The 13,240-nt window shown below is 63.5% G+C and carries 10 protein-coding genes; 6 read left to right on the forward strand and 4 right to left on the reverse strand.

All coding sequences use genetic code 11. The features are described from left to right. Positions 1-15: 15 nt before the first annotated feature. Positions 16-3,291, reverse strand: a complete 3,276-nt coding sequence (mscM, locus tag AB5Y68_RS08555; protein ID WP_039039571.1) for a miniconductance mechanosensitive channel MscM — start codon at positions 3,289-3,291, stop codon at positions 16-18. 153 nt (positions 3,292-3,444) lie between these two features. Here mscM and AB5Y68_RS08560 point away from each other — a divergent pair, with 153 nt between their 5' ends. Next, the gene (locus tag AB5Y68_RS08560) at positions 3,445-4,779 is read left to right on the forward strand and encodes an MATE family efflux transporter (RefSeq protein ID WP_039039572.1); all 1,335 of its coding nucleotides are present in this window, start codon (positions 3,445-3,447) and stop codon (positions 4,777-4,779) included. 87 nt (positions 4,780-4,866) lie between these two features. Here the strand turns inward: AB5Y68_RS08560 and AB5Y68_RS08565 are convergent, their stop codons facing one another. Then, positions 4,867-5,694 (reverse strand): M23 family metallopeptidase, encoded by an 828-nt coding sequence (locus AB5Y68_RS08565; RefSeq protein ID WP_039039573.1) that lies wholly within the window; start codon positions 5,692-5,694, stop codon positions 4,867-4,869. Between the two features lie 136 nt (positions 5,695-5,830). On the opposite strand from AB5Y68_RS08565, the gene AB5Y68_RS08570 reads away from it, so the two are divergent. Both AB5Y68_RS08570 and AB5Y68_RS08575 read left to right on the forward strand, forming a co-directional pair. Next, positions 5,831-6,151: a hypothetical protein gene (locus tag AB5Y68_RS08570; protein ID WP_039039574.1), complete on the forward strand. Its 321-nt coding sequence runs from the start codon at positions 5,831-5,833 to the stop codon at positions 6,149-6,151. 40 nt (positions 6,152-6,191) lie between these two features. Then, a complete protein-coding gene (locus tag AB5Y68_RS08575) occupies positions 6,192-6,974 on the forward strand; it encodes a BPSS1780 family membrane protein (RefSeq protein WP_010673813.1) in 783 nt (260 codons plus the stop codon). 60 nt (positions 6,975-7,034) lie between these two features. Here AB5Y68_RS08575 and AB5Y68_RS08580 read toward each other — a convergent pair whose 3' ends face one another. Beyond that, positions 7,035-7,949 carry a LysR family transcriptional regulator gene (locus AB5Y68_RS08580; RefSeq protein ID WP_029314115.1) on the reverse strand — a complete coding sequence of 305 codons (915 nt, stop codon included), beginning with the start codon at positions 7,947-7,949 and terminating at the stop codon, positions 7,035-7,037. Between the two features lie 120 nt (positions 7,950-8,069). Here AB5Y68_RS08580 and AB5Y68_RS08585 point away from each other — a divergent pair, with 120 nt between their 5' ends. From AB5Y68_RS08585 to oxyR, 3 genes are all read left to right on the forward strand, one after another. Further along, a complete protein-coding gene (locus AB5Y68_RS08585) occupies positions 8,070-8,927 on the forward strand; it encodes a Vmh family MBL fold metallo-hydrolase (RefSeq protein WP_039039575.1) in 858 nt (285 codons plus the stop codon). A gap of 75 nt (positions 8,928-9,002) precedes the next feature. After that, on the forward strand, positions 9,003-9,647 hold the full coding sequence (locus AB5Y68_RS08590) for a DsbA family protein (protein WP_039039576.1): 645 nt from the start codon (positions 9,003-9,005) through the stop codon (positions 9,645-9,647). 129 nt (positions 9,648-9,776) lie between these two features. Further along, on the forward strand, positions 9,777-10,673 hold the full coding sequence (oxyR, locus tag AB5Y68_RS08595) for a DNA-binding transcriptional regulator OxyR (protein WP_010673817.1): 897 nt from the start codon (positions 9,777-9,779) through the stop codon (positions 10,671-10,673). Positions 10,674-10,742: 69 nt separating this feature from the next. Here oxyR and AB5Y68_RS08600 read toward each other — a convergent pair whose 3' ends face one another. Further along, positions 10,743-13,232 (reverse strand): penicillin-binding protein 1A, encoded by a 2,490-nt coding sequence (locus AB5Y68_RS08600; RefSeq protein ID WP_039039577.1) that lies wholly within the window; start codon positions 13,230-13,232, stop codon positions 10,743-10,745. Positions 13,233-13,240: the final 8 nt, after the last annotated feature.

The raw sequence follows: 13,240 nt of genomic DNA on the forward strand, positions 1-13,240 counted from the left end.
TCGTCTTTGGGGGCTTCATCCCCGGCTCATCCGGATGTCGATCTGCTGATGTGGCAGATGCATGCCGACCTGGCCGAGTTTCTCCAGGATCAGGGAATGTACCTCGTGCGTAATGGGCATCCGGTGATCCATGTTGTTGACGTAGAGCCGGATCTCGTAGATGAGGGCCGAGTCGGTGAACTCGATGAGGAACACCTCCGGGGCGGGCGTATCCAGCACCAGGGTGGATTCGCGCACGCTCTGCTCCAGCAGTTGCTGTACCTGCTTGGGATTCTGGGTCAGGCCGATGCGAATGCGCAAGCGGACCCGGGTGATGGCATCGGACAGGGACCAGTTGATGAACTGCTCGGTGATGAAGGCCTTGTTGGGGACGATGATCTCCTTCCTGTCCCAGTCCACTATGGTGGTGGCGCGGGTCTTGATCTTGGTGACGGTGCCGGTGAGATCACGGATGGTGACGGTGTCACCCAGGCGGATCGGTTTTTCGAACAGGATGATGAGGCCGGAGACGAAGTTGGCGAAGATCTCCTGCAAGCCGAAGCCCAGCCCCACGGAGAGTGCCGCCACCAGCCACTGGGTCTTGGACCAGTCGATGCCGAGCATGGAGAAGCCGGTGAGGGCGCCAATCAGCAGTACCAGGTACTTGCTCACCGTGGTGAGGGCGAAGCCGGTGCCGGGGGAGAGGCTCAGGTGCTGGAGCAGGGTGAGCTCCATCAACCCTGGCAGGTTGCGGGCGGTGACCACCGTCAGGATGAAGGCGAAGACGGTCAGCATCAGATCCTGCAGGGTGATGGCGGAGAGCTGCTCGATGCCGGCCACCTTGCTGCTCACCTGCCACACCTCGATGCTGCTGAGGAAGCTGAATGCCGAGTTGAGATCCGACCATTGCACCACCACCAGCATGGTGAAGCCCAGCATCAGCAGGGTGCGCACCAGGCCGAGGGACTGGGCGCTGATGGTATCCAGATCCAGCTCGGGCTCCTCCACCACATCGGGGATCTCGGAGCTGAGATCGTCCTCTTCCCGCTCCCGCTGCGCCAGGATCTCGGCCCGCTTCTGCTTGGCGCGATCGAAGGCGAGTCGGCGGCGCTGGATCAGCATCCAGCGGTGGGCCAGATAGTAGACGAGCAGGCAGCCGAGCCCCGCCAGCAGGCTCAGCTCCAGCTGGCGCAGCAGGGTACGGGAGGTGTAGAAGTAGCCGAACAGGGCGCCCAGCACCGCCAGCAGCGGGGCCAGCATCAGGCTGTTCCAGATGAAGTGGTGCAGCAGATGGGGCTTGGTCATGTCTGCCTGACCCCAGGTGAGGGGCAGTTTTTCCCGGTTGAGGCGGGCAAAGAAGAGCAGCAGCCAGAGGGCCCCGATGATGAAGGCGAGGCGTCCCAGGGAGTCGTAGAAGGCGTGTTCCTGATAGCTGCTCGCCATGCCCTGTACGAAGAAGCTCGGGATCAGCACCAGCAGCAGGGTACGAAACTGTCCCCACACTCGCTGCACCCGCTCCTTCTGCCAGCGGAAGTGGAGGATGAGGATCCCCTTCTCCAGAGTGAGGTGGCGCGCCACCAGCAGGGCCAGCAGCAGGAACCAGATTTCACCCAGGCCCCGGGCCACCGCCACCGCGAAGGGATATTGCCAGGCGCCGTCCAGCAGGCCGTGCACCATGAGCACCATGGCGGGCAGCGGCAGGGCGGCGAGCACGGAGCGCACCAGCAACCGGCTGGTGAGGCTGAACTTGTCCTGGGTTACCTTGCCGATGCGCGGGGCAATGTACTGGCTGTATTGAATGAGGTGACGGGCCAGTTTCAGCCAGCACCAGGCCAGTCCCAGCAGCCCGAGGCCAGCCAGAGTCAGGCTCAGGGGGTTGTTCTCGGCGATGGCCCTGGGCAGTTGCAGCCAGTTGGCCGGGTTGAAGGCAAGGCCGAGGGCGGCCGGGACGCCGAGCAGCACCGCCGGGCTCAGGGGGCGCACGTCCGGCATCCAGAACAGATGGCTGGCACTGAGTTCGCGGATCTCGTCGATCTTGCTGTTCTGGCGGCTGTAGAGCAGCTTGAGGCGGGTCTGCTCCTGAATGAGGGTGTCGGAGGCATCGTTGAGCCGGGTCAGCAGTTGCCGTCTCGCCTTGAGCAGGTTGTCCAGCACGGCGCGCTGGGCCCTGTCCAGGGTGATGCCGTCTCCACTGAGCAGGCTGTTGCGCAGTTGTACCGGATCCTTCAGGGCATCCTGCTCGGTCTCGTACTGGTATTTGGCCATGCGCGCCTTGACGATGGCGGACTCCAGCCGCTCCAGCGGGAAGTAGGCGGGCAGATCGGCCAGCTTGCTGCGCAGGTTCTCGCCGTAGGCGTTGCTAATCTGCAACCACTCCAGCTGTTCGCGCACCGAATTGACCAGCTCGTTGAGCCCGGAGAGGGAGGTGTCCACCCCCCGTTGCTCGTCCTGCACCCGTTCAATCTGATCCTCCAGGGCCCCCAGTTGCAGGGAGAGGGCCTGGTTTTGCTGCTGTTGCTCCTGCAAGAGGGGGAGGTCAGAGGTGAGCTGGCGGCGCAGGCGTTCGCTCTCGGCCAGGGCCTGCTCGGTCTTGTCCCGGCGCAGCTGGTTCTGCTGGGCAAGCAGACTGGTCTGCCACTCATCCTCGTCGGTGATGGCGAGGTTGAGCTCCTGCAGCTTGAGCTTGCCCAGATCGTTGCGCTGCTGGGCGGAGAGCTGCTCCAGCTCCAGCATCTGGATCCGGTCGGAGAGGCTCTGCTCCTTGAGTCGGGTGGCCAGTTGCTGGGCCTCCTGCAACCTGTCCGACTCGTTGCTGAAGCTCAGGCGATCGAGCAGGGAGCGGGTCTGGAGCAACTGCTTGCGCAACTCGTCGACCCGCAGGTGATACTCCTGGCCCGTGCTCTCAAGCTGGTTGAGGCTGTCGGTCACCGCCTGACGCTCCTTGCGCAGGTTGAGCTGGCGGTTGCTGCTCAGGCTGATGGCCTGGCGCAGGGCATCCTCCTTGAGGGAGGAGAGGGACGGGCGGGGCTGGGGCTGATAGTTGTGCAGCCCCTCCTTGAGACGGGCGGACTCCTTGGGGTAGTCGATGAGGATCTGCTGGTAGGCCTTGCCCTGTTCCCGGTAGCGCTGGGCATCCCGGGCATATTGCAGCGCCTGCTGGTAGCTCTCCCGCAGTTGCTGGTTTTCCGGGGTATCCGTCTTGGGGATGCTTTGCAGCAGCTCCTCAACCTGAGTGATGGCATCATCAGCCTGGACAGCGGAGAAGGGGAACAGGCTGAGACAGAGCATCAGACAGAGCAGGCGTTGCAACATGGCGCACGTTTCCGTTCAGGAGAAGTCGCCCTAGCCTAAAGCAGGGGCCGGGGTGGGTAAAGCCCTCAAGATGAATGATTCACGGCACAAATAACGGGTGATCCGGGTCTTGTTTGGCTATTATTCTGGCCGTTCCCCTTCATTGAGCAATTTATGTCCTCCGTCGATCTGGGCACGGCCCCCCTTTCCCGCCTCTTCTTGCGTTACGTCACCCCCACGGTGGCCGCCATGCTGGTCACCGGCATCTATGTCACCATAGACGGCATCTTCGTCGGCCATATCCTGGGCCAGGACGGGCTGGCCGGCATGATGCTGGCGTACCCCATCTGCGCCGTGCTCTATGCGGTGGGGGCTCTTATTGGCATGGGATCCTCGTCGCTGGCCTCCTTCTATCTGGGCAAGGGGGAGCAGGCCAGGGCGCGCCACATCGTCGGCAATGCCCTGGTGATGGTGCTCATCGCCTCCGCGCTGCTCGCCTTCATTGGCATTCGTTACGGCGAGGCTATGCTTGTCTGGATGGGCGCGCAGGGGGTCATCTTCGACGCAGGCTTTGCCTATCTGCAGTGGTACGCCTGGCTTGGGGTGTTTGCGGTGCTCTCCATGGCCTTTACCGCCCTGCTGCGCAACGACGGGCGACCCGGCCTCACCACCTGGATCCTGGTGGGGGGCGGCGTGCTCAACGTGCTGCTCGACTACCTGCTGATGGCGGTGATCCCCTGGGGGCTGGCGGGGGCCGCCATCGCGACCATGCTCTCCCAGGCGGTCACCGGAGGCCTGTGCCTGTGGCACTTCTTCACCCCCCGCAGCCAGTTGCGCATTCGCTGGGATACCCTGGTGCCCGACTGGCGGCTGATGGGGGAGACATTGCGACTCGGGGTGTCGAGTTTTCTGATGTACCTCTACCTCTCGGTGGTGCTGGCGCTGCACAACAAGGCGCTGCTCTCGGTGGGCACTTCGCTGCACGTGGCCGCCTACGGCGTCATCAGCTACAGCGAGGCCTTCTTCTATCTCATCTTCGAGGGGATCGCCATGGGCATCCAGCCCATCGCCAGCTTCAACGCCGGGGCGGGCAACTGGTCGCGAGTGCTGCGGGTGCGCAACCTGGCATTGGGAGTGACCATGGCGGTGGCACTGTGCGGGATGATCCCGCTGTATCTGTGGCCGGAGGCAGTGGTTTATCTGTTTGCGGGGGAGAATGCTGCCCTGTTGCCGGTAGCCAGCCTCGGTATCTGGCTCTACTTCTGGGGGCTGCCCATGGAAGGCTTGCTGCTGGTGGGGGCCACCTATTTCCAGGCCATCAACCGGGCCCGCATCGCTTCCCTGCTCACCGGCGGCAAGTTGGTGCTGATCGGCGGTTTCCTGTGGGGCTTCTCCTCCCTGTGGGGAGTGGCCGGTGTCTGGCTGGCGCTGCCCACTTGCAGCACTCTGCTGGTCCTGGTGATGTGGCGGGCGATGAGCAGGGAGGGGCGCCAGCACAGCGCTGCCTGAGATGTGGTCATGCGTCCATGAAAAAGGCAGCCTCGGCTGCCTTTTTCATTTTGAGTGCCCCTGCCTGTGGGCGGCAGGTTGCCGGCCTCAGGGCTTGAAGGCGCCGATAAAGATGGCGGGGTCGACGCGGGCGTCGTTGAGGCTGACGTTCCAGTGCATGTGGGGGCCGGTGGCGCGACCGGTGGCGCCGACCCGGCCGACGATGCCGCCGCGGGGCAGGCTCTGGCCCAGCTTCACGTCCACCTTCGACATGTGACAGAACATGCTGATGAGGCCCTGGCCGTGGTCGACGAACACCGTATTGCCGTTGAAGAAGTAGTTGCCGATGAGGATGACCTTGCCAGCGGCTGGTGCCTTGATGGGAGTGCCGGCTCCGACCGCGAAGTCGAGGCCGGAGTGGGGGTTGCGCTCCTCGCCGTTGAAGAAGCGGCGCAGCCCGAAGGGACTGGAGAGCGGGCCCTGGACCGGCTTGTCAAACAGCAGGTTGCTCGGCTGAGCCGGGCTGAAGGTCTGGTAGGCGCGGGTCTGTTCGGCAAGCTCCCGGTTGATGCGGGTCATGTCTTCGGCCAGCGGATTGACCTGGCGGCTGTTCTTGAGCTTGATGTGCTGCTCACGGTAGTGCTTGGTGCCGACCGTGAAACTCAAGGTGCGGCCATCGCTGGTGGTTACCTGATGGGGGCCGGGCGCGCTCTTGAGCGGGATGCCGACGATGGCGATCCACGTCTTCCCGTCTTCCTGTACCACCAGCACAGGCTTGTCCTGATAGCGCACTGCGGGCGCCTTGGCCCCGCTTCCCAGTGGTACCACGGCCACGCCCCCCGGCACCGGGTGGTTGAGCAGGCGGCTGATAAACCCCGGTTCGGCGTGAAGCGCAGGGCTGCCGAGCAGCAGGAGAAGAAAGAAGAGGCGGCGCATGATGGCTCCATCGGATCAGGGGGAAAGCAAGAGGGGGAGATGATGCCACATTCTGGCGGTGCTGTCCGTCAACCGTGGCCGATAAACTCGTCGGCTGCGGCCCAGAAGGACGCAACGGACACGCCATTGCAGCGAGGTGAATGCGCTGGTTGCGGGTGCCTGCTTTCCCTTCGACCTTGCCAGCCTGATCAGGGGGCCGCTTCGCTACAGCTTCTCGGGGGTGCTCGCGAGCGACAACCGCTTCATCACCACCAGCCTGGCCGGTGTCGGGGTGGGCATGGTCGAGCAGGGGGCCCTGACCCCTATTCCATTCGATACCGCCATCGCGGTACCCTACTCGGCGGCGACCCAGGCCACCGACTACAAGGTGAGGCTCTACCCGACCCGGCTGCCGGGCCAGGTAGTACGCACCGGCCCCTACACCGGCACCATCATGGTCACGGTGAGCGTGCCCTGAGGAGACGCCGCTTCGCCCCTATTTTTCGACGAGGTCAATGATGAACAGTGACAGGGCCCTGCGCCACGAACCCAAACGCCATGGCATAGGACAGGGCTGGATCTGGATCCGCACCGGATTCGACATCTTCAACAAGGGGATGGGTGCCAGCGTGGCCATGATAGTGCTCTGGTTTGTGGTGGGCATCGTGCTGGATCAACTGCCGGCGGGGGGCTTGATCTCCCAGTTGCTCTACATGGTGTGGGGGGCTGGCTGGGTGGCGGTGGCGCGGCGAGGTCACCAAGGCGAGGCGCTGCAATTTGGCGACTTCTTTGCCGGTTTCCGCCATCGGTTGACCCCCTTGATGCTGGGGGGCCTGATGGTGCTCGGCCTCATCATGGGGATCCTGATGATCTGCGTGTTCCTGCTGCACCAGTGGGGACTCACCGGCCTGTTGTCCGCGGATCCGGGCTCCCTGGCGCTGACCCCGGAGCAGGCACGGGGCTTCCTCGTCTGCGCCCTGGTGGGATTGGCACTGTTCGTTCCCGTGCTGATGGCCATCACCTTCGCCCCCGCCCTTATCCTCTTCCATCAGGTCGGGGTCTGGCAGGCAGCCCGGCTCAGCTTCAAGGGATGTCTGCGCAACATGTGGCCCTTCCTCTGGTGGGGGCTGCTCGGGGCCGTGCTGATCTTCTTTGGCGCACTCCTGATGCTGGTGGGCCTGCTGGTGGTGCTGCCTGCCATCAACTACTCCATCTATGCCGCCTATCACGACATCTATCTGGAGGATCAGGAGGCCGAGGAGGGAGAGACCCCGGTCAAGGCATTCGGTTTCGAAGCCTGACCGGCACAGGATGGAGCAAAGAGGGGCCGCGAGGCCCCTTTTTTGTGCGGCTCGCAGGGATCAGAGAGAGGGAGGGGCTTCCTGCCACAGGGGATCGTCCGCCATCCGCTCCACGAGAAAGTCGAGGAAGCTGCGCAGCAGGGGGGACATCTGTTTGCGGGTGCCATAAACGGCATAGACGCCGAGGCGCTTGGGCTGCCACGGGGTGAGCAGGGGGACCAGGGCGCCGCTTGCCAGATGGGGGTGAACCGAGTAGGCGGGTTGCAGGCTGATCCCCGCTCCGTCCAGGGTGGCGGCCAGCAGCAGGTTGGAGATGTTGGCGCTGAGGTTGCCGCTCACCGGGACGGATTCGGGACCATCGGGCCCCAGAAACTCCCACAGGCTCTTGCCGAAATAGGTGTAGGTGAGGCAGTTGTGCAGTGCCAGATCCTGTACCTGCTGCGGCGGAGCATGGCGGGCCAGGTAGGCGGGGCTGGCGCACACCACCGAGTGGCAGGTGCCGAGCCTGCGGGCCACCAGGTTGGGATCGAGGTCGTTGGTGATGCGCAGGGCGAGATCGATTCGCTCCTCCACCAGATTGACCGTCCGGTCCAGCAGCAGGATGTCGATCGCCGTGCCGGGGTAACGGGCCAGGTAGTCGTTCGCCGCCCCGACCAGCAGGGCTTCGGAGAGAGAGTAGCTGCAGGTGATGCGCAGTTGCCCCTTGGGGGCCTCGTCATGGCGGATGGCCAGGTGTTCCATCTCTTCCCCCAGGGCCAGCATGGCTCTGGCCCGGTTCAGCGCCTCTTCTCCCGGCCCGGTCAGGCTCAGCCGGCGGGTGGTGCGGTGCAGCAATCTGGCCCCCATCCAGCGTTCCAGCTCGGCCAGGTAGCGCGACACCATGGCGCGGGACATCTCCAGTTTCTCCCCGGCGCCGCTCAGGCTGCCCTGTTCCACCACGCAGACGAAGACCCGCAATGCGGTCAGCCTATCCATCTTGTGCCCCTATATGCTCGATTTGTGCAACAGTGATGCGCCCATTATGCGGTATTTGTATCGATGGTGATGCAATAAACTGCGCTCATTCCATTAATCCACACCGATGAGCGTTATCTGATGAACAACACACTGCGTACCCTGACCCTGACCAGCCTCCTGATGACGGGTTCCGCCCTGGCGGCCCCCCTGACCGTGACCGTCTACAACCCCGGCGAGAAGGCCATCTTCCCCGTCTCCTCCTCACTGGTAGCCGGTGACAAAGAGGCCATCCTGATCGATGCCCAGTTCGACGTGCAACATGGTCAGGCGCTGGTGGACATGATCAAGAAGAGCGGCAAGAAGCTGACCACTGTCTATATCAGTGCCGGTGACCCCGACTTCTACTTCGGTCTGGAACCCGTCATGGCGGCGTTCCCGGATGTCAAGGTGCTGGCCGACCAGCATGTGGTCGACCATATCAAGCAGACCAAGGATGCCAAGCTGAGCTACTGGGGCCCGATCCTGGGCAAGGATGCACCCAAGAGCCTGACCGTGCCGCAAGTGATGACGGCCAGCCACCTGACGCTGGATGGCGAGAAGATTGACATCAAAGAGATGAACACCCCGAATGCCTACCTCTGGGCCCCTTCCATCAAGACGGCCTTTGGTGGTGTGCCGGTCTACAGCGGCGTGCACGTCTGGATGGCGGACAGCCAGTCCAAGGCCGCTCGCAGCAACTGGGTCAAGGCGCTGAACAACCTGCTGGCCCTGAAACCCGAGCGTGTGGTGCCGGGTCACTTCCTGGGAACTGCGCCCAAGGGTACCGAAGCCGTGACCTTCACCCGTGACTACGTGCAGCGTTTTGAGCAGGAGCTGGCCAAGACCAAGCACTCCGGCCAGCTGATTGAAGCGCTGAAGAAGGCTTACCCCTCCCTGCCGGTCGACGATGGCCTGGCCATCGGTGCCAAGGTCAATACCGGCGAGATGAAGTGGTAACTCCCTGACGCCTACTTCCCTGTGTTTTTTTACCGGGCCCGAGGGCCCGGTTTTTTATCCAGCCTTGAAGCGAGAATGATGATGAACGAAGCGCAAACAACCCTCCATTATGTCTATGACCCCCTCTGTGGCTGGTGCTATGGCGCCGCCCCCCTGCTGAAAGCCGCTGCCGAGATCCCGGGCCTTCGCATCGAACTGCATGGGGGGGGCCTCTGGATGGGCGCCAGGCGCCAGGCCATGGGCCAGCCCCTGCGGGACTATGTGCGCCCCCATGACGAGCGCATCCACGCCCTCACCGGACAGCGCTTTGGTGAGCGCTATTTCAACGAGCTCCTGCTCAACGAGTCGCTGCTCCTCGACTCCGAGCCGCCCATACGCGCAGTGCTGGCGGTGAGCGAGCTTGGCGGCGACGGCCTTGCCTTGTTGCACCGCATCCAGGAGACCCACTACCGGGATGGGGAATGGGTCGGTTCCCCGACGCGGCTGGCGGCGCTCGCGCGGGAGCAGGAGCTGACACCGGAGGCATTCGCCCTGGCCTTTGGACGGGTCGATCTTGTGGGCCATCTGGCCACAAGCCAGGCGTGGCTGGGCCGGCTCGGCGGGCAGGGGTTCCCGACCCTGGGATTGATGCAAGGGGAGCGCGTCGTTGCGCTGCCTGTCTCCTCCTATCTGGGAGAGCCATCGGCATTCGCGGATCACATCGCCTCCCTGATGGGGTGAGTCTCTCGCCCATCGCCTGCGGCTTGTCAAAGGAGAGGGAGAGGGCAGACCCGTCTGCGCGCCTCCCTTGTCCCCCGCACCGTTCTTGTGCATGCTATCGGCCTCATTGAACGGCAGGATGCAGTACCTATGAACCTTCGCGATCTCGAATATCTGGTAGCGCTGGAAGAGGAGAAACACTTTCGCAAGGCAGCGGAGCGCTGCTTTGTCAGCCAGCCGACCCTGAGTGGCCAGCTGCGCAAGCTGGAAGATGAACTGGGAGTGATCCTCATCGAGCGCACTTCCCGCAAGGTGCTGTTCACGCCCGCCGGCGATGCCATGGCCCGTCAGGCGCGCAAGGTGCTCAAGGAGGCGCGAGAGCTCAAGAGCATAGGCCAGCACTTCGCCGAGCCCATGTCCGGCGAGATCCACATCGGTTTCATTCCCACCGTGGGCCCCTATCTGCTGCCCCACATCATCCAGGATCTGCGTGAACACTTCCCCAAGCTGGAGTTCTACCTCTACGAAGATCAGACCCAGGTGCTGCTCAAGCGGCTGGAGGAGGGGGAGCTGGATTGCCTCGTGCTGGCGGAGCTGGAAGGGATGGAGGGGTTTGGCGCCATCCCCCTCTATCAGGAGCCCATGTGGCTGGCCGTGCCCCAGCATCACCCGGAGGCGAGCGCCAAGGCGGTGCCCCTGCACAATCTCAAGGGCAAGAAATTGCTGATGCTGGCCGACGGTCACTGCCTGCGGGATCAGGCGATGGGTTTCTGTTTTGCCGCGGGCATCGGTGAGGATCAGCGCTTCAAGGGCACCAGTCTGGAGACCTTGCGCAACATGGTCGCCGCCGGCAGTGGCATGACGCTGGTGCCCAGGCTCGCCGTGCCCGCCAACCCGGAGGAGGGGGGCGTCAGCTATCGCCCGGTAATCAACCCCGTGCCGGGGCGCACCATCTCCCTGCTATATCGTCACTACTCGGTGCGCCGCCCCTGCTTCAATGAGCTGGCGGCCCGCATTTCGAGTCTGATGAAAGCCCTGCTGGGCTGACGCAGCCCGCTCGTCATCCCGAAACAAAAACCGGCGCCAGGGCGCCGGTTTTGTTGTTTCCAGGGGGACCTAGAAGATGTCGTCGGTGGAGACGGGACCGTCTGTGGTCGCATCGTCACCGCCATACACCTGGTTGCCATCGGAGATCTGGCTCGCGTAGCGGGTGGGCTCTGTGCCCTCTTTGAAGAACTCCTCCGTGGTACTGCCATCGGCGCGATTGGTCAGCAGACCGGTTTCACGATCGATGCGGACCTGCATGATCCCTTCGGGGACCGGCATCTTGCGTTCGGGCACCTGGTGCAGAGCCGTCTTCATGAAGTCAATCCAGATGGGCTGGGCGGCGCCGCCGCCAAACTCGGCCCGGCCCAGACCGCGCTGGTGATTGTCAAAACCGATCCAGGAGGTGGCCACCAGATTGGGGGTATAGCCGGAGAACCAGGCATCCCGGGATTCGTTGGTGGTCCCCGTCTTGCCCGAGATGTCGTGACGCTTGAGGTCACGGGCTGCCCGCCAGCCGGTACCACGCCAGCCATTGCCACCCCAGATGGCGGTGGTCAGGGTGTCGGTGATGAGGAAGGCGCTCTGGGCACTGATGGTCTGCGGTGCCATGTTGTTGGGCACGACAGGATCGATGGGGCACTGGGCCTTCCAGTCTGCCGTGGTATTGGCATAGGCATCCGCGCTGTCGAGACCAGCGGCGGCCAGCACGCCGCAGTCGCGGCAGGCGGCGGCCGGGTTGGCCTCGAACAGGGGAGTGCCGAAGCTGTCGGTCACTTCGGTGATGAAGTAGGGGGTGACCTGGAAGCCGCCATTGGCCAGCACCGAGTAGCCGCGCACCACTTCCAGCGGGGTAAACTCCGCCGCACCCAGCGCCAGGGATTCATTGGCGGAAATGTGATCACGGGCGAAGCCGAAGCGGGTCAGGCCGTCGATATAGGTATCCAGCCCGATGGCGCGCATCAGGCGGACCGACATCACGTTCTTGGACTTGGCAAGGCCGAGGCGCAAGGTAGTCGGCCCTTCATAGATGGCGGGCGAGTTCTTGGGCTGCCACATGGGGCCCTTGGCAGGATCCCACTGGTTGATCGGTGCATCGTTGATGAGGGACGCCAGGGTATAGCCCTGCTCCAGCGCGGTGGCATAGAGGAAAGGCTTGATGTTGGAGCCGACCTGACGACGGGCCTGATCGACCCGGTTGAACTTGGAGAGCTCGAAGCTGAAGCCGCCGACCAGGGCCTCGATGGCGCCGTCTTGAGGGTTCATGGCCACCAGGGCGGCGTTGACGTCGGGGATCTGGGAGAGCAGCAACTCTTCCCCTTTCTCCCTGACCCAGATCTGGGCGCCGACTTTGAGTACATCCCGCGCCGATTTCGGGGCAAAACCCTGGCGATCGTCGGTGATGAAGGCGCGCGCCCACTTGATGCCATTCCAGCCCAGTTCGGCCTGTTTGCCATTCTTGAGCACCAGGGTGGCGCTCTTGTCGCCGAGCTGGGTGACCACGGCGGCCATCAGGGGCTGATAGGTCGGCTGCTTGGCCAGATGGGCCATGATCTGCTCGTAGTCCCAGGCCGTTTCACCGGCTTTCCACAGCAAGGCGGTCGGGCCACGGTAGCCGTGGCGGGTGTCGTAGTCGAAGACACCATCCAGCAGCGCCTGATGGGCGGCGCGCTGACGCTTGGCGGTGACGGTGGTGTAGACGTGCAGCCCCATGGTGTAGGCATCTTCACCAAACTGCTCCACCATCTTCTGGCGTACCATCTCGCTCAGATAGGGGGCGTTCAGCGTGGTTTCGGCACCGTGAAAACGGGCCTTGACCGGCATCTTGGAGGCTTCGTCATACTGGGCCTGGGTGATCTTGCCGGTTTCCAGCATGCGACCCAGTACCACGTTGCGGCGAGCGAAAGCGCGCTCCGGGGAGCGGATCGGGTTCAGCATGGAGGGGGCCTTGGGGAGACCCGCGATGATGGCGATCTCGTCCAGGGTCAGATCCTTGACCTCCTTGCCGAAGTAGACCTGGGCGGCCGCGCCGACCCCGAATGCCCGGTAGCCGAGGGGGATCTTGTTGAGATAGAGGGTGAGGATCTCGTCCTTGGAGAGGTTCTGCTCGATACGCCAGGCGAGGAACACTTCCTTGATCTTGCGTACAAGAGTCTTCTCGTTGCTCAGGAAGAAGTTGCGGGCCACCTGCTGGGTAATGGTACTGGCGCCCTGACGCGCCTGGCCGGAAACGGCCCAGACGGTGGCGGCACGGATGATGCCGATGGGGTCAATGCCCGGGTGCTCATAGAAGCGGGCATCTTCGGTGGCGAGTACGGCATCGATCATGGACTGGGGAATTTCGTCCAGCCGCAGAGGGATGCGACGAATTTCGCCAAACTGGGAGATCAATTCCCCGTCCCGGCTGTAGACCTTCATGGGGGTAGCCAGTTTGACATCGCGCAGAGCGCTGACGTCCGGCAACTGGGGCTTGATGTAGAAGTAGATGCCGATGAGGCTGGCAACGCCCAGCACAGCACCCAGCATCATGACAATAAACAGGCGAACGAGCCATTTCAGCATGGAAGAAC

This window comes from Aeromonas sp. R6-1, assembly GCF_040908165.1.
Lineage (GTDB): Bacteria > Pseudomonadota > Gammaproteobacteria > Enterobacterales > Aeromonadaceae > Aeromonas > Aeromonas caviae.

Excerpts from the sequence above, each read along its gene's own strand:
- AB5Y68_RS08560 (WP_039039572.1), top strand. The coding sequence starts at position 3,445 with ATGTCCTCCGTCGATCTGGGCACGGCCCCCCTTTCCCGCCTCTTCTTG.
- mscM (WP_039039571.1), bottom strand. The coding sequence starts at position 3,291 with ATGTTGCAACGCCTGCTCTGTCTGATGCTCTGTCTCAGCCTGTTCCCC.
- AB5Y68_RS08580 (WP_029314115.1), bottom strand. The coding sequence starts at position 7,949 with ATGGATAGGCTGACCGCATTGCGGGTCTTCGTCTGCGTGGTGGAACAG.
- AB5Y68_RS08590 (WP_039039576.1), top strand. The coding sequence starts at position 9,003 with ATGATGATGAACGAAGCGCAAACAACCCTCCATTATGTCTATGACCCC.
- AB5Y68_RS08575 (WP_010673813.1), top strand. The coding sequence starts at position 6,192 with ATGAACAGTGACAGGGCCCTGCGCCACGAACCCAAACGCCATGGCATA.
- AB5Y68_RS08600 (WP_039039577.1), bottom strand. The coding sequence starts at position 13,232 with ATGCTGAAATGGCTCGTTCGCCTGTTTATTGTCATGATGCTGGGTGCT.
- AB5Y68_RS08585 (WP_039039575.1), top strand. The coding sequence starts at position 8,070 with ATGAACAACACACTGCGTACCCTGACCCTGACCAGCCTCCTGATGACG.
- oxyR (WP_010673817.1), top strand. The coding sequence starts at position 9,777 with ATGAACCTTCGCGATCTCGAATATCTGGTAGCGCTGGAAGAGGAGAAA.
- AB5Y68_RS08565 (WP_039039573.1), bottom strand. The coding sequence starts at position 5,694 with ATGCGCCGCCTCTTCTTTCTTCTCCTGCTGCTCGGCAGCCCTGCGCTT.